General features: G+C 32.9%; 26 protein-coding genes and 2 tRNA genes. 9 read left to right on the top strand and 19 right to left on the bottom strand.

Annotation, left to right across the window (positions count from 1 at the left end):
- Positions 1-508: 508 nt before the first annotated feature.
- The 4 genes from ABIN61_06775 to ABIN61_06760 all read right to left on the bottom strand — a co-directional run bounded on the left by ABIN61_06775 (position 509) and on the right by ABIN61_06760 (position 4,226).
- The gene (locus ABIN61_06775; GenBank protein MEO0293904.1) at positions 509-649 is read right to left on the bottom strand and encodes a hypothetical protein; all 141 of its coding nucleotides are present in this window, start codon (positions 647-649) and stop codon (positions 509-511) included.
- Positions 646-834 carry a hypothetical protein gene (locus ABIN61_06770; GenBank protein MEO0293903.1) on the bottom strand — a complete coding sequence of 63 codons (189 nt, stop codon included), beginning with the start codon at positions 832-834 and terminating at the stop codon, positions 646-648. The genes ABIN61_06775 and ABIN61_06770 overlap by 4 nt, the downstream gene beginning before the upstream one ends.
- A gap of 229 nt (positions 835-1,063) precedes the next feature.
- The gene (locus ABIN61_06765; GenBank protein ID MEO0293902.1) at positions 1,064-2,242 is read right to left on the bottom strand and encodes a FecR family protein; all 1,179 of its coding nucleotides are present in this window, start codon (positions 2,240-2,242) and stop codon (positions 1,064-1,066) included.
- Positions 2,243-2,261: 19 nt separating this feature from the next.
- Positions 2,262-4,226, bottom strand: a complete 1,965-nt coding sequence (locus ABIN61_06760) for an adenylate/guanylate cyclase domain-containing protein (protein MEO0293901.1) — start codon at positions 4,224-4,226, stop codon at positions 2,262-2,264.
- Positions 4,227-4,329: 103 nt separating this feature from the next.
- Between ABIN61_06760 and ABIN61_06755 the strand changes: the two genes are divergently transcribed.
- The 8 genes from ABIN61_06755 (at position 4,330) to mutS (ending at position 11,822) form a co-directional block, all read left to right on the top strand.
- Positions 4,330-4,404, top strand: a tRNA-Asp gene (locus tag ABIN61_06755).
- Positions 4,405-4,427: 23 nt separating this feature from the next.
- Positions 4,428-4,646: a LapA family protein gene (locus ABIN61_06750; protein MEO0293900.1), complete on the top strand. Its 219-nt coding sequence runs from the start codon at positions 4,428-4,430 to the stop codon at positions 4,644-4,646.
- A gap of 55 nt (positions 4,647-4,701) precedes the next feature.
- Positions 4,702-5,880: a MiaB/RimO family radical SAM methylthiotransferase gene (locus tag ABIN61_06745; GenBank protein MEO0293899.1), complete on the top strand. Its 1,179-nt coding sequence runs from the start codon at positions 4,702-4,704 to the stop codon at positions 5,878-5,880.
- On the top strand, positions 5,861-7,156 hold the full coding sequence (gene miaB, locus ABIN61_06740; GenBank protein MEO0293898.1) for a tRNA (N6-isopentenyl adenosine(37)-C2)-methylthiotransferase MiaB: 1,296 nt from the start codon (positions 5,861-5,863) through the stop codon (positions 7,154-7,156). The genes ABIN61_06745 and miaB overlap by 20 nt, the downstream gene beginning before the upstream one ends.
- Positions 7,156-7,530, top strand: coding sequence for a lipopolysaccharide assembly protein LapA domain-containing protein (locus ABIN61_06735; GenBank protein MEO0293897.1), 375 nt, complete (start codon positions 7,156-7,158; stop codon positions 7,528-7,530). Before miaB ends, ABIN61_06735 begins: the two co-directional genes overlap by 1 nt.
- Positions 7,527-8,645 (top strand): tetratricopeptide repeat protein, encoded by a 1,119-nt coding sequence (locus ABIN61_06730; protein ID MEO0293896.1) that lies wholly within the window; start codon positions 7,527-7,529, stop codon positions 8,643-8,645. The genes ABIN61_06735 and ABIN61_06730 overlap by 4 nt, the downstream gene beginning before the upstream one ends.
- A 5-nt stretch (positions 8,646-8,650) precedes the next feature.
- Positions 8,651-9,286 carry an SPOR domain-containing protein gene (locus ABIN61_06725; protein MEO0293895.1) on the top strand — a complete coding sequence of 212 codons (636 nt, stop codon included), beginning with the start codon at positions 8,651-8,653 and terminating at the stop codon, positions 9,284-9,286.
- Positions 9,270-11,822 carry a DNA mismatch repair protein MutS gene (mutS, locus tag ABIN61_06720; GenBank protein MEO0293894.1) on the top strand — a complete coding sequence of 851 codons (2,553 nt, stop codon included), beginning with the start codon at positions 9,270-9,272 and terminating at the stop codon, positions 11,820-11,822. The genes ABIN61_06725 and mutS overlap by 17 nt, the downstream gene beginning before the upstream one ends.
- Here mutS and ABIN61_06715 read toward each other — a convergent pair.
- From ABIN61_06715 to ABIN61_06650, 14 genes are all read right to left on the bottom strand, one after another.
- The gene (locus tag ABIN61_06715) at positions 11,814-12,683 is read right to left on the bottom strand and encodes a hypothetical protein (GenBank protein MEO0293893.1); all 870 of its coding nucleotides are present in this window, start codon (positions 12,681-12,683) and stop codon (positions 11,814-11,816) included. The two genes, mutS and ABIN61_06715, sit on opposite strands and share 9 nt — an antisense overlap.
- A complete protein-coding gene (locus tag ABIN61_06710; protein MEO0293892.1) occupies positions 12,680-14,698 on the bottom strand; it encodes an elongation factor G in 2,019 nt (672 codons plus the stop codon). Before ABIN61_06710 ends, ABIN61_06715 begins: the two co-directional genes overlap by 4 nt.
- A gap of 32 nt (positions 14,699-14,730) precedes the next feature.
- Positions 14,731-15,267, bottom strand: coding sequence for a DUF4388 domain-containing protein (locus ABIN61_06705; protein MEO0293891.1), 537 nt, complete (start codon positions 15,265-15,267; stop codon positions 14,731-14,733).
- Positions 15,268-16,224: an acetyl-CoA carboxylase carboxyltransferase subunit alpha gene (locus tag ABIN61_06700; protein MEO0293890.1), complete on the bottom strand. Its 957-nt coding sequence runs from the start codon at positions 16,222-16,224 to the stop codon at positions 15,268-15,270.
- The gene (locus tag ABIN61_06695) at positions 16,224-17,126 is read right to left on the bottom strand and encodes a PorV/PorQ family protein (protein MEO0293889.1); all 903 of its coding nucleotides are present in this window, start codon (positions 17,124-17,126) and stop codon (positions 16,224-16,226) included. Before ABIN61_06695 ends, ABIN61_06700 begins: the two co-directional genes overlap by 1 nt.
- Before the next feature lie 76 nt (positions 17,127-17,202).
- The gene (locus ABIN61_06690; GenBank protein MEO0293888.1) at positions 17,203-18,066 is read right to left on the bottom strand and encodes a TIGR01212 family radical SAM protein; all 864 of its coding nucleotides are present in this window, start codon (positions 18,064-18,066) and stop codon (positions 17,203-17,205) included.
- Position 18,067: 1 nt separating this feature from the next.
- Positions 18,068-19,477, bottom strand: a complete 1,410-nt coding sequence (locus ABIN61_06685; protein MEO0293887.1) for a response regulator — start codon at positions 19,475-19,477, stop codon at positions 18,068-18,070.
- Complete coding sequence (locus ABIN61_06680) at positions 19,474-20,508, bottom strand: ATP-binding protein (GenBank protein ID MEO0293886.1); 1,035 nt, start codon at positions 20,506-20,508, stop codon at positions 19,474-19,476. Before ABIN61_06680 ends, ABIN61_06685 begins: the two co-directional genes overlap by 4 nt.
- Positions 20,501-21,217 (bottom strand): TrkA family potassium uptake protein, encoded by a 717-nt coding sequence (locus ABIN61_06675; GenBank protein MEO0293885.1) that lies wholly within the window; start codon positions 21,215-21,217, stop codon positions 20,501-20,503. The genes ABIN61_06680 and ABIN61_06675 overlap by 8 nt, the downstream gene beginning before the upstream one ends.
- Positions 21,214-22,560: a TrkH family potassium uptake protein gene (locus tag ABIN61_06670; GenBank protein MEO0293884.1), complete on the bottom strand. Its 1,347-nt coding sequence runs from the start codon at positions 22,558-22,560 to the stop codon at positions 21,214-21,216. Before ABIN61_06670 ends, ABIN61_06675 begins: the two co-directional genes overlap by 4 nt.
- 45 nt (positions 22,561-22,605) lie before the next feature.
- Positions 22,606-23,841, bottom strand: coding sequence for an ATP-dependent Clp protease ATP-binding subunit ClpX (gene clpX, locus ABIN61_06665; protein MEO0293883.1), 1,236 nt, complete (start codon positions 23,839-23,841; stop codon positions 22,606-22,608).
- Positions 23,822-24,445, bottom strand: coding sequence for an ATP-dependent Clp protease proteolytic subunit (locus tag ABIN61_06660; protein MEO0293882.1), 624 nt, complete (start codon positions 24,443-24,445; stop codon positions 23,822-23,824). Before ABIN61_06660 ends, clpX begins: the two co-directional genes overlap by 20 nt.
- Positions 24,430-25,545: a trigger factor gene (locus ABIN61_06655; protein ID MEO0293881.1), complete on the bottom strand. Its 1,116-nt coding sequence runs from the start codon at positions 25,543-25,545 to the stop codon at positions 24,430-24,432. The genes ABIN61_06660 and ABIN61_06655 overlap by 16 nt, the downstream gene beginning before the upstream one ends.
- Before the next feature lie 26 nt (positions 25,546-25,571).
- Positions 25,572-25,662: transfer RNA gene (locus ABIN61_06650), tRNA-Leu, on the bottom strand.
- 93 nt (positions 25,663-25,755) lie between these two features.
- Here ABIN61_06650 and ABIN61_06645 point away from each other — a divergent pair.
- Positions 25,756-26,097 (top strand): MTH938/NDUFAF3 family protein, encoded by a 342-nt coding sequence (locus tag ABIN61_06645; protein MEO0293880.1) that lies wholly within the window; start codon positions 25,756-25,758, stop codon positions 26,095-26,097.
- Between the two features lie 48 nt (positions 26,098-26,145).
- Here the strand turns inward: ABIN61_06645 and ABIN61_06640 are convergent, their stop codons facing one another.
- Complete coding sequence (locus ABIN61_06640; GenBank protein MEO0293879.1) at positions 26,146-26,502, bottom strand: hypothetical protein; 357 nt, start codon at positions 26,500-26,502, stop codon at positions 26,146-26,148.
- Positions 26,503-26,509 lie beyond the last annotated feature (7 nt).

The raw sequence follows: 26,509 nt of genomic DNA, 5'->3' as shown, positions 1-26,509 counted from the left end.
ATATCCTTTCTGAATCTATTTGCTGTAAAAGTAACTCCATTATCCGTTACAAGAACAATTTCATCTTCTATTTTGCCATGTATACTTTCCGCTTCTCTTATCGCTTCTTTTAATGCTTTTATACCTTATTTGGCAGTATAACTCGGCGTAAGATAGGTAGCAAGGACATATCTGGAATAGTAATCTATTAAGTCTATTATATACCAGTATCCATAGCCAAATACATAAACATAAGTCACATCTATTTGCCATAGACCATTAGGTTGAGATGGAATTAATTCTTAAAGCTTTCTTAAATAAATCTCTTTCATCTCTTTATTACGAAACTGAATTTGCAAAAGCCCTTCTTCTTTCATTACTCGATATACAATCCTCCTCTTTATATTTTCACCTTCTCGTCTCAATATATGGTGAATTTTCTTATAACCGCAATGCTTATGCTCTTTCGCTTTATTTATTATCTTGTTCCTATCTTCAATTTTTATTGGCTCTTCTTTTAAATTTTTCTTTATTTTCTATTTATTAATCTGTAATAACCAGATTTGGAAAGAGGAAGATAATCTAAAACCCTTATTTTGCTTAAATCTCTCCCTATTTTCAATCTATATTCCATCTCTTTTGCCATTTCTATTTCTCCCTTTCTACTCAACTTTTTAGTGTTTTTTTTAATATCTCATTTGCAATGGTTATTTCACCTATAACTTTCTTTGCATCTTCTAATTCCTTTTCGAGTTCTTTCTCTCTGGAACTCTTGCCATTACCAGATAATCCTTGTTTCCCTCCTTCAAAAAATTGTTGCTTCCAACGATGTAAACTCTTATGAGGATATTCCACTTTCTTTTGCTATCTTTTCAATACTCTCGTTACCCTTTAAGATAGTCATAACTAATGCAAATTTTCTTTCAACACTGATTGACCTTTTCTGCATTCTTGCCTCCTTTTAGGCTATAACTCTAACATTATAACATTCCCAATTCGCTGAGGCAAGACAAAATCTTAATTTTTTAAAAGGAATGTGATTAGAATAAATCTGACAAAAATGCTTATATTAACTTATATTAATTTATCTTTTAAATTCTCTACTTCTTTTTGAAAATTCCACCTTTATTTTTTCAAAAGTTCTAATATCTCTTGTAAGCTGTTCTTCTATTGGTAAAAGCCTCTCTATTAAATCTTTTATTCTCCCATAACACATTTCAACCTTATAAGACAACTCTGGATCTTCAACAAATTCTTCTTTCAACTCTTTCAAAAACTTATAACTTTCCTTTAGTTTCTTGCTTTCCTTAGACATCTTTTCAGGCTCTATATCTTTTATAAGTATATCTACCTCTTTTACTTCCTTATCTGTATTTAACCGCTCTTTTATAAGAAAATATTCTTCTTTTCCTCTATAGCTTCGTAGTCTTACAATTTCCATCCTAAGTCTTTCCACCCTTCCACTTAATTCCAGAAATAGAGGATATTTCTCGTTAAAAGATTTAGCAAACACATTATAAAACTCATCGATTTTATTTAATTCATTTAATATTCTTTCTCTCTTTTTCTTGTACTCTCTATGCTTCTCCCTTAACCTTTTAATTACCCTTTCATACTTTTCTGTTAAAGCTAACCTCTTTGCAAGAGTATAACCCTGAATCATTAATCTTGTAGCTTCTTTTTCTCTTCCCTTATCTAAAGTTTCTTCAATTTTTCTTAAGAGAAAGTCTAGTTGTTCCTCCTTCCACTCATACCATCTTTTCATTTCTCTTAATTTAAACTCCCGGACTTCTATCTCCAAATTTCTTCTAATCTTTGCTAATCTTTCTTTCTCAAGAATTACCTCTTTACCAGTTTGAATCTCCATTGTTTTAATCTTGCCTTCCACCACTTTAACTTCTACCTCATCATTTATATAAGAAACCTCAAACTCCGTTCCTACAACCCCTGAAATAGACAAAGGGTTTTTAACCTCAAAAGATTCTCCTTTTAAAAGTTTCTTTACCTTAGCCCAAATTCGCCCAAAAGAAATAAAAACAGATCTTCTCTCTTTTCCCTCCAAAACTATTTTTGAATTTTCATCTATATAAAGAAGACTACTATCGGAGTAAAGAACCTCTGCTTTAGAACTATCTCTCACTATAATAGTATCAATATCCTTCATTTCCATACCAAAAGAAGGAGTTATAATTGTATCTCCTCTTTTAATTACAACATCATTAGTATAGAAGTTTAAAATAGTCCCAAATATAAAAAACAACATAAAATCACTCCTTTATATCTTACCATAATGACAATTCAGAAGAAACCGAATATATCCCAATAGATTCGGTTTTACCTTTAAGCTGAACCTTTCCCACAAAATCTATCTTATAATTGCCTTGAAGCTTATTCTTTGTTTTCTCAGAAATTAAAATCTTAGTTTTGTACATTTTATTGAGGGGTTCAATTCTTGCAGCAGTATTTACTACATCTCCTATAGCAGTATATTCAACTCTATTTGCAGAACCTACGTTTCCAACAATAGATTCTCCTGAATTTATTCCTATCCCGATTTCCAAAGGAGGTTTTCCTTTTAATATTTCTTTCTGATTAAGAGAATAAATTCGATTTTGCATTTCAATTGCGCAAGAAACTGCTTTATCTGCGTGCCCAGGATTAAATATAGGCACACCAAAAAGAGCCATTATTCCATCTCCTAAGTATTTGTCCACCATCCCCCCATAACTAAAGATCGCTTCAGACATTTCTTCAAAATAAATATTAAGAACCTCAACAATACTCTCCGGACTCTCCATCTCAGCCCTCGGGGTAAAATCTCTTAAATCACAAAATAAAACGCTAATTTCTTGACGCTTTCCTTCAAGATTCAGGTAGGGGAGCTTCACTATTTGATTTACAACTTCTTTAGAAACATATCTTGAAAAAAGATCCTTAATCCATTTCTTTTCTTCTTCCTCAAAATAAACTTTAGATAAAAGACCTGTAAAGAAAGCGAGGGTTATTCCTATAACAGGTCTTGACATCTCATAAGAAACAAAATAAGTCATATACATCAAAATCGTGAAAAGTAAATAACCTCCAATTATTATAAGAGTAATTATAGGGGAAATATATGGAGAAGTCTTATTTGTAATAAATAAAGTAAGAGAAATTAAAACAATAGAGATTAAAAATATAATGCGTTTTGAAGCTATTGTTATTGGTTTAGAAAATAAAAGATTGTGGATAACATTGGCATGGCATTCAACCCCTGGAAGTTTTGCTCCAAATGGAGTCTGAGAATAATCATATAGTTCAGGAAGAGAAGAACCAAAAAGAACTATCTTCTTTTTAAACAAAGTATCAGGAACTTCCTTCTTTATCACATCAACAAAAGAAACATACTTAAAAGTATTAATATCTCCTTGATATTTTATCCTCAAAAAAACCCCTTCTTCTAAATTTATCTCCCTCCCAAGGATTTTTAGTTTTCCATCCTTAAATTCCCAATTTTTTACAGCCATCCCTACTATAGCAAAAGAAAAAGAAGGGAGAGTCTTTCCTTTATAATTAAAAAATAAGGGTTCTCTTCTCCTAACTCCATCAGAATCAAAAACATCATTAACCAAACCTATTTTTGCACCTGCATTTAGGTATTCAGGGACAGGAATAACTATTCCCGGGAAAGTAAGTTCTTTCTTCTTAGGAGGCTCTATTCCTAAATAATAGTTATTTAAAGAAACTTGAGGATTATCTGAAAAATCCTCTGTAAGATAAGAAGCAAGAACTACTCTCTTTGCTTTACTTATTGAAGAAGCTACATAAGAATCAAAGGAGAAAGAAGAAAGTAATTTTTCAAGTTTAGCTTTTATTTCTAAGGAATCTCCAGAAAATAATTTCTGGTTTTCTCTTTTTAGATGTAAAAGATAAACTTCCTTAGTGAAATCGTTTATTGAATCAGGACTTGAAAAAACTATATCAATACCTATCACATAGGGATTCTGAATGCTAACTGTTTCTATTGCTTTCCCAAAGTAATATCTTGGCCAATTATGATATCTTCCAAGTTCTTTAATGCTTTTTTCATCTATATCCACAATAATTATTTCATTTAGCTTTCTTTCAAAATCCATCTCAAAAAATTCTCTCTTATCATACAAAAATCTCTCAAAAGGTAAATAAATCTGAGGCCTTATTTCCAAAATTACAAATAAAATGAAAATTATTATAAGAGAAAAAAGAACCAAAACACCATTTTTACTCATACATAAAAAATTAAAAATAAAATGGAATAAAGTCAAGAGTCCATTTTTAAAAAAGAAATACTTGACAAAGTAAAGGTTTTTCGTATTATTATTTAAACTTATTGGGGCCGTAGTTCAGTCTGGTTAGAACGCTGGCCTGTCAAGCCAGAGGTCGCGAGTTCAAATCTCGTCGGTCCCGTTTTTTATTTAGGGAGGTAAATTATGAAAGTAAAATTAACTATATGGATAATATTTATAATTTTCATCATAATCTTCATTTTAGGGAATACAGAATCAATGGATATTGTATTCATAAAAAGATTCCAAGCGCCAAAGATCGTTGTAATCCTTGTAAGTCTTGCAATTGGTTTTATTGGAGGATTGTTAATGGGCGGAAGAAGGAAGAAAGAAAAAACTCAAAGAGAAAAAATAAGTTCCTAATATTTAGGTTATTTTTATCCATTGACAACTATTCCTTATTATCTAAATTATTGATATGAAAGTATCTTTCTCTACTTTAGGTTGTAAAATTAACCAATTTTACACAAATTGCCTGAAACAAAAACACATTGAAGAAGGCAATGAGGTGGTTTCTCTCAGTGAAAACCCTGATATTGCTTACATAAACACCTGCATTGTGACAGCAAGAGCTGGTTCTGAAAGTAGAAAGCTTTATAGAAAAGCTAAAAAATATGCAAAAGAAGTAAGAATTCTTGGTTGTCAAGCAAAACTATTCCCCCAAGAATTTGAAGAGAAATGTTGGATTGAGGATAAGGAGATTGTAAGTAAATTATATACTCCTATTGGTTCAAGAACGAGACCATATCTACCAATTCAATTCGGCTGTAACAATTTTTGTAGCTACTGCATTGTTCCTTATGCAAGAGGCAAAAGCTACTCTTTGCCAGAGAATATAATAATCAAAAATATAGAAAATTTGATAGAAAAAGGTTATAAAGAAGTTGTCATAACTGGAATCCATATTGGAAATTATCAATATCAAAGTAAAGGCCTTAAGGAGTTAGTTGAAGAACTTTTAAAATTTGACATAAGAATCCGCTTAACTTCTATAATGCCTAATTGTATTACAGAAGATTTCATAGAACTTTTCAAAAACAAAAATCTAATGCCGCATCTCCATCTTTCCCAGCAATCTGGAAGCGATAAGATTCTTAAAAGAATGCACCGAAAATACACAAGAGAAAAAACATTATGGATAGCAGAAAAAATAAGAGAAATAAGAGAAGATACGTGTTTAGCCGGAGACTTTATTGTAGGGTTCCCTGGAGAGGAAGAAAAAGATTTCTTAGACACCATAAATCTTATAAAAGAAGCAAATTTTAACCACTTACACATTTTCAGATATTCAGAAAGACCATACACATTAGGAAGCCTATATCCAGATAGAGTTAAAGAATTTATAAGAAAAGAAAGAGCTTATAAGTTAAAGAAACTGGGAGAATCTCAAAAACTTAAATTTCTAAAAGAGAACCTCGGAAAAACATTTGAGGTAATAATTGAAGGGGAAAGCTCGTTAGAGAAAAACTGGCTTTTGGGGGTTACTCCAAATTATATAAAAATTCATTTTCCTAAAAAAGAAAAAAAAGAGGGAATTATTTCTGTAAGAATCTCTGATATTAAGGAAGGTTTGGTTTATGGAGAAGTCAAAGAATAAATTTTATATCCGCACTTATGGTTGTCAAATGAATAAATACGACTCTGAAATTATTAGGAGCCTTCTCCAAAAAGAGAATTTTGAAGAAGTTTCTAAAATTGAAGAGGCCGACTACATTTTCTTTAATACATGTGCGGTAAGAGAAAATGCTGAAAAAAGAGTCCTTGGAAGATTAGACTCTTTAATAGGGCTTAAAAAGAAAAAACCAGAAGTGATCGTCTCAGTTCTCGGTTGTGTAGCAAAACACAACAAAACTCTTTTTACGCATCCAGTAGTAGATTTTATAGCCCCTCCAGACTCTTATCGTGAGTTAATAAATACTATTAAAGCAAAAAATAAAAAAATAATTCCAGAAAATCCAGATGAGCAGTATTCAGAAATCTTACCATCCCCTTTTAAAACAAGTGCATATATCTCTATAACAAGAGGGTGCAATCATTTTTGCTCATACTGCATTGTTCCTTACCTCCGTAACAAATTAAGAAGTCGGCCTCCTGAAGACATCCTTAAAGAGGCTGAAAAACTTGTCTCTGAAGGAACAAAGGAAATTACTCTTCTTGGTCAAAATGTGAATGCATATTATTACAAAGGAGTGGATTTCCCACAGATTTTAAAAATGGTAAGTAAAATTAAAGATTTAAAATTATTAAGTTTCCTCACCTCTCACCCGGCGGATTTACCAAAAAATTTATTTGAAGTTATGGCAGAATCTCAAAAAATAGCAAAATACCTCCATCTCCCTCTTCAATCGGGATCCGATAAAATATTATCAAAAATGAGACGAAGATATAAAATTAATGATTATATAAATATAATAAATAAAGCAAGAAGCCTTCTTCCTGAACTCTCCCTTACAACAGACATAATTGTTGGATTTCCAGGAGAGTTAGAAGAAGACTACAAAAAAACTTTAGATGCGGTTAAAAGGATTCGTTTTGACTATGCATATATGTTCGCCTATTCTAAAAGAGAAGGGACCCTCGCATCTCTGTTTCCTCTTGAAGTAAAAGATTCTATAAAAAAAGAACGCCTAAGAATTTTAATAGAAACACAAAATAAAATCACTCTTGAGAAGACAAGAGAACTTTTAGGGAAGGAACTACAGGTTCTCACAATAGAAAACGGGAAAAAGAATGGACAGAAAATTGGAAAAACTAAAAATGGGAGAATAGTAATTCTTCCAGGGGTTGCAAAAATCGGTTTTGAATATATCATCAAAATAGATAAGATTAATGGGTGGGTTCCAATCGGGGAAATAAAAAAGGAGGTAAATTAATGAGTTTAATAATATCTTTAATCTTAGGAATAATTCTAATTCTTGGAATAATAATAGGAACACAAAATGGAGATACCCTTGTTACTTTCTATTTACTTAAATGGAAATTTGAGGATATGCCCCTTATTTTACTCATATTAGAATCACTTCTCATTGGATGTCTTCTCACCATCATTTTATCAGGAATTAGCACTATAAAAATGAAGTTACAGTTGAGGGAAATTCTCAAAGAGAACAAGAACTTAAAGAAAGAAATTAAAGCTCTTAAGGATCTTCCCCTTGAAGAAGAAACCGAAGAACCAAAAAAGAAGGAAGAAAAGAAAGAAAGAAGAAAGAAAGAGAAAAAAGAAGAGGAAGGAGAAATTTTAGCATGAATCTTCTTTTATATGTAATAATTCTATTTATAATTATTTGGTTAGGTTTAGCATTTTTCTTTTCTACTCCCAGCAAAATTAAAAATTCCAAATATTACAATATTTACCTAAAAGCTCTGGAAACAATAATTGAAGGAAAAAAAGACAAAGCGATTAAATTGTTTAGGGAGGTAATAGAAACCGAACCTTCTAATATTGAAAGTTATCTCTATATCGGAAATATCTTAAGGGAAAAAGGAGAGGTAAAAAAAGCGATAAAAATACATCGAAATCTTTCAGTAAATCCATTATTAACTAAAGAACAGAAAAGAAAACTAAACGAGGCTTTAGCTTGGGATTATATAGAAAGTAAAGAATGGGAAAAAGCATTACCTTTACTGGAAGTTATCTACACCAAAGAACCTAAAAATTTAGAGATAGCAAATAATTTGTTAAAAACTTATGAAAAATTAGAAAAATGGGATAAAGCTCTGAACATTGCGGAAAAGATCTTCGATGCAAAAAAATTTGCAAATTATGCGACTTACCTCGCCGAGGTAATTTTCCAAACTGACCCTAAAAAAGCATTGAAGCTCCTCTCCATTGGAGAAAGAGAAGAAATCTCTTACGCTTATTATCTTCATGGCAAACTTTTAATTAAAGATGGAGCTAAAGGAGAAGGTGCCGAATATGTAAAAAGAGGCATAGCTCTTGAACCGACGAAATCATTTCTATATTTACCTTTGCTTGAGGAATATATGTTTAACGAAGGAAAATTCAGCACCTTAGAGCCCTATCTTAAAAACAAGTTTGAAGAGAACCCGGAAAATATAAATATATTTATTTCTTATCTATCAATTTTAAAAAGAAAAGGTAAATTGGAAAAAGCAAAAGAAATTCTTGAAAACTCAATAAAGAATTTCAATCTGGAGGATCCTACAACTCTTCTCCTTTTAACTATGATCTCTGATGAAATAAAAGATGAAACAATGAAAACAAAATGCCTTATGAAAATAAAAGAGAGGATAGAAAAAAATATCTATAGATGTTCAGAATGCAATAGCGAGATAAAAGAATTCACTTGGAAATGCCCTTCTTGTGATTCCTTCGGTTCTCTCCGACCTACCATATGTTGAAGATTATGGGTACTTATCTTTTATTAGCTCTTATAATAAACTCTACTTCAACAAAAGAAAAGTTTAAAAAAGCTTCACAAATGAGAGATCCTCTTAAAGCAAGCGAATATTACAGAGAGATAATAAAAGAAGATCCAAAAAGCCCTTATGCAGATTCTTCTCTATTTAGAATTGGAATGCTCTATTACATTCTAAACGACTTCGAAAGAGCCTCTGAACATTTAGAGTTGATTTTCAAAAAAGGAGAAAGTTCTCCTCTTTATCAGAAAGCTTGTTACTGGTTGAGTTTTTGTTATAAAAATAAAGGAGATACAGTAAAAGCGAGAAAAATAAAAAAGCTATTACCAAAGGAAAGTTTTGAAGATGAAGAAGAAATTTTAAAAAATAAAGAAGAAGGAAAAGAGGTTTTCCCTCAAGGTTTCTACACTGTCCAGCTTGGAGCTTATGAAGATAAAAAATGGTTAGAATACTTTATAGAAAAACTTAAAGAAAAAGAAGTAGAGTATTTTATAAAAGAAATAAGTGGATACTCAAAAATTTATTCAGGAAAATTCGAAACCAAAGAGGAAGCAGAAAAATATCTTGAAACCCTAAAAAATAAAGGATTTTACGGTTTTGTAAGTTTTGACACCAATCCTTAAACAATATCTCGAAATAAAAGAAAAATATAAAGATTCAATACTCCTATTTCACATGGGAGACTTCTACGAAACTTTCTACGAAGACGCAAAAATTACCTCAAAAATCTTAAATATTACATTAACATCCAAACCTATGGGCAAAAACATAAGAGTTCCTCTTGCTGGCATACCAATAAAAGCAGCTGACTCTTACATTGAAAAACTTGTCCGCTCCGGTAAGAAAGTTGCAATCTGTGAACAAGTGGAGGATCCAAAACTAACAAAGGGAATCGTTAAAAGAGAAGTTGTAGAAGTAATTACTTCAGGAACAATAATGACACCTTCTTTATTAAAAGACTCTGACAACAATTATTTAGTTTCTATTATAAAATCTGGAGAAATTTACGGAATCGCTTTTTCTGACATCTCAACTGGAGAATTCCAAGCAGGTGAAATAAAAAATCTTATTGATGAATTAAATCGCCTTTCTCCAAAAGAAATTATAATTCCAGAAGAGGGAGTCCCTATTGAACTTTCAACTCAGATCCCTATTTCAAAAGTTGAACCTTATAAGTTTACCCCTGAATTCGCTCTCAAGTTAATAAAAGAACACTTTGGAATTTTAAGTATTGAAGCTTTTGGACTCTCGGAAAGATCTCCTGCAGTAGGTGCAATAGGAGCTTTACTCTCTTATATAAAAGAAAATCAAAAAACGCTCTTAAAACATATAAAGAAAATCTCTCGTTTTAATCCAGAAAAAGGAATGTTCCTTGATGGAGCAACCATCAGAAATCTTGAACTCATAACAAAAATCAATGGAGAAGTAAAAGGCTCTCTTTTAGATACAATAAATAAAACAATTACCTCAATGGGAAATAGGCTACTAAAAAAATGGCTTTTATTCCCTTCAATAGATATAACAGAAATAGAAGATCGATTAAACGGGATAGAAGAACTTCTTTATAAGACAAATATTTTAAGAAAGGCGAGAGAAAAATTAAAGGAAATTTATGATATTGAAAGAATAACGGGTCGTGTGTCTACAAAAAGAGCAACACCAAGAGATTTAATTTCTCTAAAAATATCTTTAAAAAGAGCAGAGGAACTAAAGAAAATAATTTCAAATTTAAGCTCACCAATCTTTAAAGAAGTAGAAAAGAAAATCCCCGATTTAAAAAATATAACAGCACTAATTGATAAAGCAATTGTAGAAGACCCTCCCGCGAAGATAAATTCTACAGGAATTTTTAAAAAAGGATATAATTCTGAATTAGATGAAATAAGGGACTTCGCTTTCAAAGGGAAAGACTGGATCCTGAAATATGAAGAAGAAGAAAAAAGAAAAACAGGGATTGATAAATTAAGAGTAGGATATAACTCGGTGTTTGGTTATTATATAGAAATAACAAAAGCAAAACTTAAAGGGGTTCCTCCAAATTATATAAAGAAGCAAACTCTCACAAACTGTGAAAGATTTATAACAGAGGAATTAAAAGAATTTGAATCAAAAATTCTACTTGCAGAAGAAAGACAAAACGAAATTGAAAAAAAGCTCTTTGAAGATTTATTAGAAAATTTACAAAGTTACATAAGTGAGTTTGAAGCAACAGCTTCTGCTATTTCCGTAATTGATGTATTAGGAGGTCTTGCTGAGCTTGCAATTACAAATAACTATTCCAGGCCCAAAATTTCATTAAATAAAGGAATAAAAATTATAGAGGGAAGACACCCTGTCATTGAAAAAATCTTAAAAGAAGGAGAATTCATCCCAAATGATATCAATTTAAACGAAGAGGAAAGGATAATAGTTCTAACTGGCCCAAATATGGCTGGGAAATCAACCTATTTAAGACAAATTGCTCTAATAACTATAATGGCTCAAATAGGATCTTTTGTCCCAGCCAAAGAAGCTCATTTAGGAATAGTGGATAGCATCTTTACCCGTATCGGAGCTTCTGATGACCTTACTAGAGGAGTTTCAACATTCCTTGCAGAAATGAATGAGACAGCGAATATTCTAAACAATGTAACAAATAGGAGCCTTGTAATCCTTGATGAGATTGGACGGGGCACAAGCACTTATGATGGACTCTCGATTGCTTGGGCTGTAATAGAATATCTAAATTCCATTCCCGAAAAGCCCCTTGTTCTTTTTGCAACTCATTACCATGAATTGACAGAGTTAGAAGAATATTACAAAACAATTGTAAATTACAATGTCTCTGTGAAAGAAACTGAGGATGAAATAATCTTCTTAAGAGAAGTTAAAAAAGGTTCATCAGACAGAAGCTATGGAATTGAAGTTGCAAAACTGGCTGGTCTTCCTGAGAATGTAATAATCAGAGCAAAAGAACTTCTAAAAGACTTAAGAGAAGATGATCGAATTAAAAGAAAACATCCACCAAAGGTAAGACAAAAATCTCTTTTTCAACCCGAAAATATTATTTTAAATAAGATTAAATCCTTAAATCCAGATAATATAACTCCTAAAGAAGCACATAACATCCTATATAAATTGAAAGAAGAAATAGAAGAATATAAAACAGACTTATCTTAACCTATAAGATAAAGAAACCCTGTGAGATATCAACAAATCTGAGTGTAAACTGAGAGCATAATTAACATTAAATTCTTTCTTCATAACTCCACACCCAAGGGTTAATTGATCGTTAAAAAAACCTCCTCTAATCTTTAACCAATCATTCAAGCCAATCTCAATTCCTAAATTATGATTAACTCCAAAATCGTCCTTTAATAAATCAACCTCAAAAAGAATTGGCATTCTACCTACTTTTCTTTTAAACCCCATTCCTAAAAGAAAAGAAGGTTCAATATATTCTGTTCTCCCATCCCAGAATAAAGGTGAGGTAAAAATGTCTCTTATCACACCACCAATTGAGTAATTTTCCATTTCGTATATAATACCAACATCTACACCTGCACCCACTGCAAGAGCATTTTGGATCTTTTTATAAATAAACTTAACCCCCATTCCCACAGAAAAATTTCCTATCCATCTCGCATATGTAGCTAAGAGAGCACTTTCCCGCGAAAAAAAACTACTTTTTAGACCATCATAAAATTCTTCTCCTTCCTCAGGATAACCACTCTCATTTTCATCATTCCAGGCATTCCTCGTATCGTAGATATCTCCTACAGAATGCAAGATAAAATGAATCCCGAATCCATAATCAATTTGATTTAAACTCAATCCTCCACTTATAAAATTTGCCAAATCTCCAAAGAGCTTTGAACCATTCAAATAAAGAATGGGGTCCATTATCAGAGAAGAAGCAGGATTTTTATACCCCGTGGTTGGATAAACTACCCCACTTCCTCCTCTTCCCCAGCTTTCCGCGTCTATTCCAACAAGGAAAAACTCTCCTTCAAAAACAGAAAAAAGAAGGAAAAAAATCATTCTTCTTCCTTTTCTTCCACCTTTCTCTGGGCAATTATTTCCTTTGCTATCTCTTCTGGAACTCTTTCATAAAAGGCAAATTCGGCAGAATAAGTTCCTGTTCCCTGAGTAAGAGAACGTAACTTGGAAGAATATTTAAACATCTCCTTTTCTGGAACATAAGCTTTTATAACCTTAAACTTTCCCATAGCATCAACACCTAAAATCTTTCCTCTCTTTGCATTTAAATCTCCCATAACATCTCCTGTGTATTCATCAGTAATTACCACTTCCACCTTAAGAATAGGTTCTAAAAGAAAAGGAGATGCTTTCAAGATTCCATCTTTCAAAGCCATAGAACCTGCTCTTTTGAAAGCATTATCCGAGGAATCAACAGGGTGATATGAACCATCATAAACAATAACTTTGCAATCAATAATAGGATAGCCTGCAAGAGCTCCAGAATTTAAAGCCTCCCTTACCCCGGTTTCTACCGCTGGAATATATTTACTCGGAATATTACCTCCTTTTATTTGATCTTCAAATTCTATTCCTGCTCCTCTTGGAAGAGGCTCAATGCGTAAGAATACTTCCCCATATTGTCCTCTTCCACCGGTTTGCTTTTTGAACTTTGCATGCCCCTCTGCTTTCTTCTGAACTGTCTCCCTATAATGAATTCCAGGCATAGTTTCTATAAACTTCACGTCAAAATTTTCTTCCAACCAAGATCTTATAAACTGCATATGTTGTTCACCCATTGTCTCTAAGATAAGCTGTTTGGTTTCCACATCAAAATTATAGTTAAATGTAGGATCAGATTTTTTCATCTTTGAAAGAGCCTTAGATATTTTATCATTATCCTTCTCTGTTTCGCCTTCAATAGCCACTTTAGCAACAGGATGTGGAAACTCAGGCCTCTGGAGAACAACCAAATTAGAAGGATCAGACAAAGTATCTCCTGTAGAAGTATTCTTTAACTTTACAAGAGCACCTATTGCTCCAGTAGGAAGTTCTTCCACTACCTTCTTTTCTCCTCCTTTTAAAACAAAAATCTGATTTATTTTTTCTTCAGTGTTTGTTGAAGTATTAATAAGTGTATCTCCAACAGAAATTTTTCCTCTCCAAACTTTTATAAGACTCAACTCTCCCATATGAGGTTCAAATTCGGTTTTAAAAGAGAAAGCAACTGTTGGTCCATCAATTGATTCAATACCAGAGGGAAGTTTAGCCTCCTTTGGAGAAGGAAATATATTTTTAATATAGTGAAGTAGAGAATCTATACCCAAAAGAGATACAGAATCCCCAGCTATTAAAGGAAAGATTTCTCCAGAAATAAATCCTTTACGTAACCCTTCTCTTAACTCTTCATCAGTGATCTCTTTCTCTTCTACAAATTTCTCCATAAGTCCCTCATCAATTTCTGCAAGAGATTCAGTCATTAAATTTCTATACTCTTTAATTTCGCCTTCAGACTCCTTAGGAATTTCCATTTCACCATTAGAAGAATATCCTTTCATTTTTAATACATCGACAACACCAATCACTTTATTTCCTTTCATGAAAGGTACAACAAGTGGTATCACTCCACTTCTAACTTCCCCTTTTATTTCTTCCATTATTCGTTTGAACTCTACCCCTTCTTTCTCTACTTTACTAATATAGAATAATCTTGGAATCCCTCTTTTCTCACTAAACTCATTTACCTTCCCCGTCATAAAACCAAAACCAGAAACTCCATCAACCACTATTATTACCGCATCAGAAACACTTAAGCCAGCTATCATATCTCCTTGAAAGTCAAGATATCCCGGTGTATCTATAAGATCAACATCAATTCCATCGTAATTAAAAGTAACAACAGAAAGGTTAACCGAATATTTTCTTTCCCTTTCATATTTCAAATAGTCAAAAATAGACGTTCCATTTTCAATAGAGCCCAACCTAGTGGTTACTTTTGCCTTATAAAGGATTGCTTCACCTAAGGAAGTTTTCCCTGCATTAGCATGTCCTGCAATGCATATATTTCTTCTATTCATTCCATCTCCTCCTTTTCAGAAATCTTAACCATTTATTTTTTCTTCACTTTTATAAGACCAGATTGAACTAAACCATAAAGAACTTTCGCAAGATCAAAAGTTTTCATTCCAAGCTCTTCTGCAATTTCTCTTATAGTTTTTTCTCCATCTATTATAGAAAGAGCCTTCCATTCTAAGGGTCTAAGTTCAATATCAGTAACTTCTGGCTCTTCTTCAAAATCCACCACAACCTCCTCAGAAGGTATTACATCCTCCATCTTCTTCCACTCATCTATCTGTCTTGCTGCTTCAAGAATCACACTATTAATAGGAAGATCAATCGTAACTTTATCCGTTCTTTCCTCCGGGATGAACTCAAAAGTCCCAGAATCCCAGGTAAGGAATACATTTATCGCATCAGTTCCTACGTACTTGCCAGTCTCTGCGTGTTTAATATTCCCTTTCTCAAAATAAATTACCCCATTCCCATTTTTCCCTTTAATATACAAAGCTCCATCCTTATTTCCCATCTGAATAAATTGGAATATGTCATTTAATTCAAATTCCTTAAAATCTCCTCTAATAGCCATTTATTCCTCTATAAATATTCCCATCTTTGAAAACTTCTCAATCCTTTTCTCTATCAACTCTTCTTTTGGAATATCTTTCAATTCTTCATAAGATTTAAGTATTATTTCTCCAACTAAACGAGCAGCTTCCTCGTGGTTACTATGAGCCCCACCTTCTGGCTCCTTTATTATTCCATCAATAACACCAAATTCTTTAAGATCCTCTGCCGTGATCTTTAGCAGCTCCGCAGCTTCTCTTTTATGTTCCTGATCTCTAAAGATAATCGAAGCACATCCTTCTGGAGAAATCACAGAATAAACAGCAAATTCTTGCATATATATTCTATCTCCTATTCCAATAGCTAAAGCGCCGCCACTCCCTCCTTCTCCTGTTATTATCACGATTATAGGAACAGGAATAACAGCGATTTCCTTTATATTTTCTGCTATAGCCAAAGCTTGCCCTCTTTCTTCTGCTCCAATCCCAGGATAGGCCCCTGCTGTATCAACAAAACAAACTATTGGTAGATTAAACTTTCCTCCCATTTTCATCACCCTAAGAGCTTTTCTATAACCCTCAGGATGAGCACTCCCAAAATTCCGTTTAATTTTTTCCGATGTAGTTCTTCCTTTTTCGTGCCCAACAATAACAAAAGAGATGTCTCCTAACTTACCTAACCCTGTGATAATTGCAAGGTCATCCGCATACCTTCTATCTCCATGAAGCTCTATCCAATCTTTAAATAGATACTTCACATAATCACTAGTGTATGGCCTATTGGGATGTCTAGCCATCTCCACTCTTTGCCAAGGAGTAAGAGAGGAAAATATCTCCCTTCTTAACTTAACAAGCTTTTCATTAAGTTTTCTTAAATCAGCTTCATACCTGCCATTTGTGCTCTCATTTAGAGCCCTCAACTCCTCTATTTTCTCCAATAATTCAGCTATAGGTTTTTCAAAATCTAAATACTTTATCATTATGTTCCTATAGAAATTGTAAAAATATGAGCCCCTTCAAAATCTTCTATTTGAGAAAGATAATAAGAATAATTTAAGGCTATCTTATTCCTAATTAATCCAAAACCAAAAGAACCTTTTTCCAACGGATTATTATACTTCTTCCCAAAACGAATCACAAAATAATCCCCAAATCTATATTCTCCTCCAAAAGTACATTGCAATTTTGTGTTCAAGGGTTTATTTAGAGAAGAACCAAAAGATAATGAACCAGTTTTTTTATTAAAACCAAGATGCCAAGTAAGGGGTAAACGAAACACTTTCTCAAAATTTTGGGGACCATATTTTGGTCCTAAGTGAAGAAAGGAAAAGTCCACTCTAAAAGGATTAATAGAAGAACTAAAATTATAACTCATTCCAAGATCAAAAGAATAAGTGAGATAAGAAACCTCAAAAATCCTTTCTCTAAGGGTTTTAATTGTCCCTCCCAAACTCCAATTTCCAAAACTTCTTGCATAAGAAAGCCCAAAAATAATATTTTCGGCGTAATAACTTGCAACTGAAACTCCTGGAGTTTTATCCTGAAGAGGTATTTCCCCAGAATAAAATCCTAAATAATAAAATCCAAACACTTCATTTTCTCTTTTAAGAGTAAAACCAACAAAATTTGCATTCATCTCGCAAAATAGAGGTCTATAACTAAAAGTAAAACAATATTTCGAGTTAACAGAAGTAAGCTCAGCAGGATTCAAAAGCAATGAAGAAATTCCTTTTTCTAAAGAATTACCTCCAGTCGCATTAATTCTAGCATCCATATCAAGCTGAAGAATCTCAAAACCTGTGGGACCACTCACACGGTTTAAACCATCCCAAAAATCTTTAATATCTCCAAGAGAATAAAATAAAAACAATAAAATAAACATCTCTTTACTCCTTTTAAGGGAGAGTAATAAAGTTTATGATATTGTCAAGCCTTATCACTAAAACTTCTTAACATTATCAATTGCCAATAATCAGTTTCTTTGCTATACTCCTTTCTGAAGTCCAGGAAGGAGCTACCAATCTAAAAGATGAAGAGTATCCAGCAAATCTATGAATTACAATATCCTTTGAAAAGTTACTCAAAAAGTCCTTAGCAACTTTAGCATAATCCTCGGGTCTCTCAAAAACTTTGATATTTCCCTTTTTAAACTCCTCAAAAAAGGGTGTGCCTTTTACAATGTAAAGATGATGAAGTTTTAACCCATCTATTCCTAATTTAGAAAGGATTCTTCCTGTTTCCATCATATCTTCTTTTGTCTCGCCAGGTAACCCAAGAATAACATGAGCAACAATCTCTAAGTTTTCACATCTTTTTAATAATTTCAAAGCTCTTATACTATCCATAGATGTATGTTTTCTTCCTATAAATTCAAGAGTCTTATCATGCATAGATTGAATTCCTAACTCAACAATTGTGTAATATCTTTTAGAAATCTCATCCAAAAGTTTTACAATTTCTTCATCAATACAATCAGGTCTTGTAGAGATAGAAATCCCAACAACCTCAGGATGGTTAAGGGCTTTAAAATATTTCTCCCTTAAAACATCCACCTTTGCATAAGTATTTGTATAAGACTGGAAATAAGCAATAAACTTTTTTACTCCTTTTTCCTTTAACCTCAAAATACCCTTCTCTAATTGTCTTTCTATTGAATCTTCCGGTTCAATATACTTAGCCCTTGAGCTTTCTTCATCACAAAAATAACACCCCCCTATCCCTTTTGTCCCATCTCTTGTTGGACAGGTAAAACCTCCATCAATACAAACTCGATAAACCTTCTCACCAAATTTCTCCTTCCAATATTTTCCAACAGTAATCATATTATAAAACTTCTTTTAAAACATTTACCACTCTTGGATCATAAACTGAGCCTGATTTCTCTTCTATTTTCTTAATAACTTCCTCTTTCCTAATCTTAGTTGAAAGCAACTCATCAACCTCATTAGCAACTCTCACAATTCTTGAGCCAATTGGTATAGCTTCTCCTTTTTGCCCATCAGGTTTTCCTGAACCATCAAAATTCTCGTAGAGATGTTCAAGAATATTTTTTGTTTTTCTTAAAAATTTCAAAGGACTGATTATTTCAGCACTAAGTAGTTCTGAATGAACTTCTCCTCTTACCACCTTCCCAAGATCATGAAGAAGAGCAGCAAATCTAATATTACTCATTTCACTTTTTGGCACCCCCAATCTATTTGCAATTTCCATAGAAAGCTTGCCAACTCTTTCACTATGAACTTTTAACTCTGGATTTGCCGACTCTTGAAATTTCACAAAAGAAAGAACAGCTTCAATGTAACTTGCCTTTAGAGAATCTGTTAACATACTAGTGTATAAACAAATAGAAATATTATTTGTTATAGTCTGAATAAGCTCCGGAGAAATCTCTTTCTCAGATTTCTTCAAGGCAAGAACTCCTAAAGTCTCACCCATATAAGACAACGGCGAACAAATAAAATCTTCTGTTTCCCAAGGCCCTTCATTATTTACCAGACCAAAAGGTTCCTCTCCTACCTTTATTTCTTTACCTAAAGATACTCCAACATCTCCCTTTACTGCATGGACAGAAAACCTATTATCCTTTGTATCTTTCAATATTAATACTACCCCAGCGGCTTTAGTTAACCTCAAAACAATTTCAGGAATTCTTTCAATTAAAAGAGCAAGGTCATTACAATCTAAAAGAGATTCTGAAAATTGATTAAGCAAAGAGAGTTCCTCCACTTTATCCCTTAACTTTTGATCGACAACCGACTTTGCTTCTCTCAATTCTTTATTTGCTTCTTCGAGAGCCAAATTAACCTCCGAAATCTCTGTTAACAATTTTTTCTTTTCCAATAATAGATATCTTCTCTCAAGAGCATTGTTTATTAGAGTTTGAAATTGTGCTCTTGAAGGTAATGGTTTCTGAATATAGTCATAAGCTTGTTCTCTAACCGCCTCAATAGCAGTCTCTATGGTAGCGTGAGCAGTCATAATTATAACTTGCACATCATTATCTTGCTCTTTTAAAGCACTTAAAACCTCTGTGCCTAAACGATCAGGTAATCTTATATCAAGAAGAACTACATCCGGGTTAAACTCGGAAGCAACTTTTAATCCTTCAGAAGCAGTATAAGCTTTTCTTACCTCATAAGAATTTTCACCTTCCGTCCCTATCTCAGAGAGAATTGACTCTATCACCTCCACTAAACTCTTCTCATCTTCTATTATAAGGATTTTACCATTCATTCTTCACTTTCTACAGGCAAAGTGATTCTGAAACAAGCTCCTTTCTCTTTATTAAAAGCAGTTATTGTTCCGTGGTGATTCTGAATTATCTGATTAACTATAGATAAACCTAGACCTATTCCTTTACTTTTAGTTGTAAAGAAAGGATCAAAAATCTTGGGCATAATTTCAGGAGGGATACCTCCTCCATCATCTTGAATCTCTATTATAATATTACTCTTCTCTCTTTCCATATTAATTTCAATACGCCCATCACTCCCTATAGCTTCTATTGCATTAAGAACCAAGTTATTTAAGACAGTAACAATCTTATCTCTATCTACCCAACAGAAAAGATTTCCCTTAAAATTCCTTTTAATATGAATATTCCTTTCTGCAATTTCTTCGCTAAACATCAAGAGGGTTTCTCCAACCAAACCTTTCAAATTAACCTTGGATTTTACAAGTTTCTTGTAAGAAGCATATAAACTCATATCATTTACTATTCGCTCAAGACGTTTAATCTCTTGTAAGATTATCTCCACAGTTTTCTGAGTAGCTTTATATTTCTCCCTATCTTTTTCTAAAAAAGTCAATAGAGATTCAATGCCTCCTTTAATGGAAGCAAGAGGATTTCTAATTTCATGAACCAATCCAGCAGCCATTTCTCCAAGAGCGGAAAGTCTATCTTTTATTCTAAGCTCCTCTTCCATTTTCTTTATTTCTGTTATATCTCTAAGAATAATTGATGCTCCAATGATTTCTCCTTTTTCATCAAAGATAGGTGCCGCACTAAAACCTATTGTTTTATCTCCAACTTCAACCACACTTCTTTCTATATTACGTCCCTTAAACAATTTCTTTAACAATCCAATATCTATATTTTCAAAAACATCTTTTATATTTTCAGATTCAATATCTCTTCCAAGAAGTTTTCTTGCCTCAGGATTTGCTTCAATTACTATTTTATCCTTATCAATTAAAATTAAACCTGTTGGCAAAGATTCCAAAAGCTTTGTTATATTATACTCCTTTAATTCTTTTTTATCCATTTCCACTTCTCTGCATTCTTTTAAATTTTTCAAGCGATTTATAATCTCCTATTACAAGCAAAATATCTCCTTCTATTATTTTCTCATCCGGAGAAGGAATCACTATAAGCTCTTCAGTCAGATCTTTAGTCTCTTCCTTTTGGACCTTTCTTTTTATAGCAACAAGATTTAAACCATATTTATTCCTAAGAGCAAGTTCTCTTGGAGTCTTATTAATAAACTGAATAGGGGTATCTGATTCCATTACTCCAATCCTATCATTCAACTGGAAGTAGTTTATTACAAAAGGATGAAGAAGTTGATCTACAAGTTTCTTAGCCATCTCTTCCTCTGGATAAATAACTCGATCTGCTCCTATCTTCTCAAGGATTTCTCCTTGAGATGGCGAAGAAGCCTTTGTTATAATCAAAGGAACCCCAAGTTCTTTTAAATGAAGAGTTGCAAGAAAAGAAGCTTCAAGATCCTCACCAATCGAAACAATAGCGACATCTGCAGAACCTACCCCTGCGTCCTCTAAAGGCTTCTTCTCCCTTACATCAGCTGTAATCACATCTATTGCAAACTCAGAAGCTAATTCAACTTTATCTTCGTCTTTATCAATTGCAGTAACCTGACAACCTCTTTTAAGAAGCTCTGAAACAACGGTAAGGCCAAAAGTTCCCAACCCTACAACTACAAAGTATTCCCTTCTTTCCCCTTTCTCAATCATCCTATCTGCACCCTCGCAGGAGGATACTGAAAACTCTCGCTTCTTCTTTCAAAAACCGCTGCAAGAAGCGAAAGTGGCCCTATCCTCCCTGTTAACATTGTTATAATAATTAAAATTTTTCCAAAATTCGTAAAATCATAGGATAGAGACAAATTTCCATTTTTTAAAGAACCCATAGATAACCCCACAGTTCCAAAGGCAGAAAATTCCTCAAAAACTATAGGTAAAAACCCCCTTTCTTTCACCAATTCTCTCTCGGTGAAACTTAAAATACTAATTATTATAGATATTAATATTAATGAAATAAGAAAAAGTGTCAATGCCTTATTAACTTGCTCCTCCGGAATTTGTCGTTTTTGAATATTTACAGATTTCATTCCTCTTATTTTAGAAATAAAAAAAACTAAAGTTATTGTAAATGTTGTTGTCTTAATTCCACCTCCTGTTCCTCCTGGAGAAGCTCCAATGAACATAAATAAAATTAATATCAATATGGTGGTAGGTAAGAGTTTATTCAAATCAAGGAGAGTAAATCCCGCCGTTCTTGGCGTTACTGCTGTAAAAAAAGAAATTACAATCTTAGAAATCATTTTATAAGGAGATATTGCATTTCCATATTCAAGGATAAATATTGAAAGAGTTCCAAATATAATAAGAAGCATTGTCATATAAAGAACAATCCTTGAATGCTCAGAAAGATATTTCTTCTCTCTTCTTAAAAAATCTATTATATCAATAATAACTATAAAACCAAGACCTCCAAAAATGAGTAAAAAAGCAGTAACCAGAGGAATTAATAAACTATTTGTAAAACCCATTAGATTATCAGAAAAAGAACTAAATCCAGCATTACAGAAAGCACTGACAGAGTGAAATATTGCATGAAGAATTCTATCGTCATTATTAACAAAACTCTTATTAAACCCTAAAAAGAAAAAGAAGGCTCCTATCATTTCAACAATAAAAGTTACAAGGACAACGGTTCTCAAAAATTTAAGAGTATTTCCTCTGCCAAAAAGAGCAAAACCTTGCTGAACAACAATATTTTGTCTTTTATCAGGTCTTATTGCAAATACAGTCATAAACAAACTAGCAATAGCCATATAACCCATCCCCCCTATCTGAATTAAAGAAAGAATCACTGCCTTACCGAAAAAAGTAAAATCTAGCGCTGTATCTTTAACAATTAAACCCGTAACACACATAGCAGAAGTAGAAGTAAATAAAGAATCTATAAAAGAAATATCTCTCCCAGCTATAGGTAGTCGTAATAAAATTGAACCAAACAATATAAAGAATAGATAAGTTAGTAATATTGACCTAAAAGGGGACCATTTAATCATTTCAAGAATTTACCTTTTTAAAAAAATAAAGTTCCTAAATTTGGTTCATTGAGCTTTCTTTTTTTTCCTAATAAGCTGGGGAGGAACACCTTTTGTAACAGTTGCTTTGGTTATCTTACAACTTTTAACGTCTCTCATATGAGGAAGCTTAAACATCACATCAAGCATCAATTCTTCTATTACCCCTCTTAAAGCCCTAGCCCCAGTTTTCATTTTCAAAGCTTTTTTTGAAATTTCGTTTAAAGCTGACCGAGTAAAGATTAAATCCACACCATCCCAATTTAAAAGTTGTCTGTACTGCTTTACAAGAGCATTATTTGGCTTACTAAGAATATCATTGAGTTCTGAAAGCGATAAATCATGAAAAGTAACAATTATAGGAAACCTCCCTACAAGTTCTGGGATAAAACCAAATTTCATAAGATCATGAGGTTCAATATGCTCCAATATCCTTCCATTACTTTCAACTTGGTTAAGATTTAAATTAGCCTTAAAACCAAGAGAATTGTATTGTAATCTATTTTTAATTATATTTTCAAGACCTTCAAAAGTTCCTCCTCCAATAAAAAGAATATTTTTTGTATTTATTCTTAAAAATTCCTGCTCAGGGTGTTTCCTTCCTCCTTGAGGAGGAACATTTACAATGGAGCCCTCTATCATTTTTAAGAGAGCCTGCTGAACTCCTTCTCCAGAAACGTCTCTTGTAATAGAAGGATTCTCTGACTTCCTTGCAATTTTATCAATTTCATCTATGTAAACAATGCCCTTTTCTGTCAATTCAATATCATAATCAGCTGCCTGAAGAAGTCTTACAAGAAGATTTTCAACATCTTCTCCCACATAACCTGCCTCTGTTAATGAAGTGGCATCGCAAAGAGCAAGGGGTAATTTCAAGAATCTAGCAAGAGTCTGAACCAAAAGCGTTTTGCCCACTCCTGTTGGACCAATTAGGAGAATATTAGATTTGTCCATCTCCACATCTTTCGCTTGATATTTAATTTTTTTGTAATGATTATAAACTGCCACAGAAATTATCTTCTTTGCTTTTTCTTGTCCTATCACATACTTATCAAGATATTCCTTTATTTCTAAGGGTTTAGGAATTTCAAAATCAATCTGTCTTGGAGAAAATTCTGGCTCTTTCTCTAAAAAATCTGCAAAAAACTCAACACAATCTTCACAGATATAACTCCCATTTTTTCCTGCAATAAGTCTTCCGGAATGTGTATAAGGGCGTCCACAGAACGAACAGAAAGCTCCTTTAAACTTTTCCTTCATCATTTGTCTTTATTTCCTTCCTGCTTTTAATGACTTCATCAATAAGTCCATATTCAAGAGCCTCCTCAGCAGTCATCCAGAAATCTCTATCAGTATCAGCTCTAATCTTTTTTAAAGGTTGATTTGTATGGTAAGAAAGAATAGCATTTAATCTTTCTCTAATCTTTACAATCTCACTTGCATGGATTTCAATATCAGAAGCTACTCCTTTCACACCTCCTGAAGGCTGGTGCAGAAGAATTCTTGAATTAGGAAGAGCATAACGTCTTCCTTTAGTTCCTCCTGTCAAAATTACTGCTGCAATAGAAGCTGAGATACCCACAGAAATTGTGGAGACTGGACATCTTATATATTGCATTGTATCATAAATAGCAAGTCCATCAGAAACACTACCTCCAAAACTATTTATATAAACTTGAATTTCTTTATCCGGACCTTTAGCTTCAAGAAACAATAGTTGAGCTATTACACTATTAGCTGTAGCCTGATCGATCTCTGAACCTATAAATACGATTCGATCCTGAAGAAGACGCGAATAAATATCGTAAGCTCTTTCCCCATGAGCTGTTTTTTCAATAACATAAGGAATTGTTAACTGACTTCGCACTTAGATTCCTCCTTTTTCGCTTTTTCAATAAGAAAATCCATAGTTTTTCTCCTCAAAATTGATTGTTTAACAAAACGAATAGCCTCCTCTCCATATTCCTCAAACTCATCTGATTCCGAAATTCTATCCATCCATTGGTCAAGCTCAGCTTCAGTAATTTCCATCTTCTCCTTAAGAGCTATTGAATCAAGAATAGACAACTTCTTTGCCATAACCTTAGCCTCTTCTTCAGATAATCCTTTTGAAAGATTTAGATTAAGAAGTCCGGGACTTACTTCAAAATCCCCCACTTTTTCGAGGACCTTATCTAAAATAACTTCCTCAAATTCATCTTCTTTATCTTTTCTCTTTCTCTCCTCCTGAATATTTCTCTTAAGGCTCTCTTTCAATTCTACCAGACTTCTAAACCCAAGGTCCTTAGCAAAATCATCGTTAAGTTCTGGTTTCACCTTCTCTTTAATTTCACAAATACAAATTCTCACATGTCTTTTTTTATTCTTAGAATCTTTTATTGGAAAATCTTCTGGAATCTCTACTTCCAATTCCTTCTCTCCATCAGAAACCTTTAAACCTAAAAGCTTTTTAGAAAAATCATCTTCTCTAACCTCAAAAGTATAATTTGAAAACTCCTCTTCTCCAAGTTTTAAATTGATTGTAACAATATCTCCCTTTCTAACTTCCCTTTCAACGGGTCTCAACTCACTATTTATTTCTCTTAACTTTTCTATTTCTCCTTTTATGTCAATTTCCTCATCATCTCCCTTTAATTCAATCTCCGAAAGGTCTAAAGAGAGTTCTGGAGGGACGTCTAAAGAAACCTCAAGATGAATCCCATCTTTATCTTCATCTACTTTCTTAATCATAGGAGGGCTATAGATAAAAGGTTCATATTTTTCAATAATCCCTACTATTTCTTCCTGAATAAGCTTTTGGAGCCCCTCGGCTTTTAAGTAATCTTTAAAACGAACCTTTATAAGCTCTGTTGGGGCTTTCCCTTTCCTAAAGCCAGGAATAGAAATCTCTTTCTTTAGCTCTTTTATTAATTTATCTATTTCTTCTTTTAACCTTTCTTCTTTAAAGGTTAAATTTACATTCTGCAAAAGATCTCTCCTTTTTCATAAAACAATGCGAGAGGGGGGATTTGAACCCCCACACTATTTCTATGGTTTAGTACTGGATCCTAAGTCCAGCGCGTCTACCAATTCCGCCACTCTCGCTTCTTGAAATCTTATATTAATTATATACAAATCTCCTAATATTGTCAACACCTAAAGCTTGCGAAAATAAAAATAAGAAATATTATAAAAATAATGAATATTGAAAAATATAGCTTTGGCAGAATAACAATAAATGGTAAAACCTACACAAAGGATGTAATTATTTTCCAGAATAAAGTGCTTTCTCCCTGGTGGAGAGAAGAGGGGCATAGTCTTTCTCTAAATGATCTAAAGGATGTTATAAATGCAAGTCCTGAGCTCATCATAATAGGAACAGGAGCTTATGGTGTATTGTCTCCAAAAGAAGAGACAATAAAAAAGCTTAAAGAAATGGGAATAGAAACTATAATAGCAAGAACAACTGAAGCCGTTAAAATCTATAATGAAACTTCTCCCACAAAAAAAGTGGTTGCTTGTCTACATCTAACTTGTTAGTATAACCCAAAGAGTTAAAATCCTTATTCTTAGATCTTATTCATAAAATCACAATAACGAATCCCTTTGGGGATTACAGCCATAAGGCTCAAATGCATTTAAATGACTTTCCAATAAATCGTTTTCTTCCGATATTCTCGCCCATTCTGAAGCATTAATATGAATATGAATATGGGTAGCCCCCTTTTCTTTTATACATTTATAAAAAGGGTGTTCTTCTGAAATAAGGCGTCCAAGATCTCCTTCTCCAATATAAATTGGGATCCAATCACCAGAAGTATTTTTCCTCGCAAAAATATAATTTCCAAACTCTCCTATTTTAAAACTAATAGGTAGAGAATAAACATTGTATAAATAACGTTGCCCACTTCCACCAGTCCATTCATAAGTTTCTCCCTCATTCATATTTACC

It is taken from the genome of candidate division WOR-3 bacterium, from assembly GCA_039804165.1.
Classification (GTDB): Bacteria; Hydrothermota; UBA3072; order UBA3072; family UBA3072; genus JAFGHJ01.
Note: the sequence above shows the minus strand (reverse complement) of the source record. Positions and strands in the feature narration are given on the sequence as shown.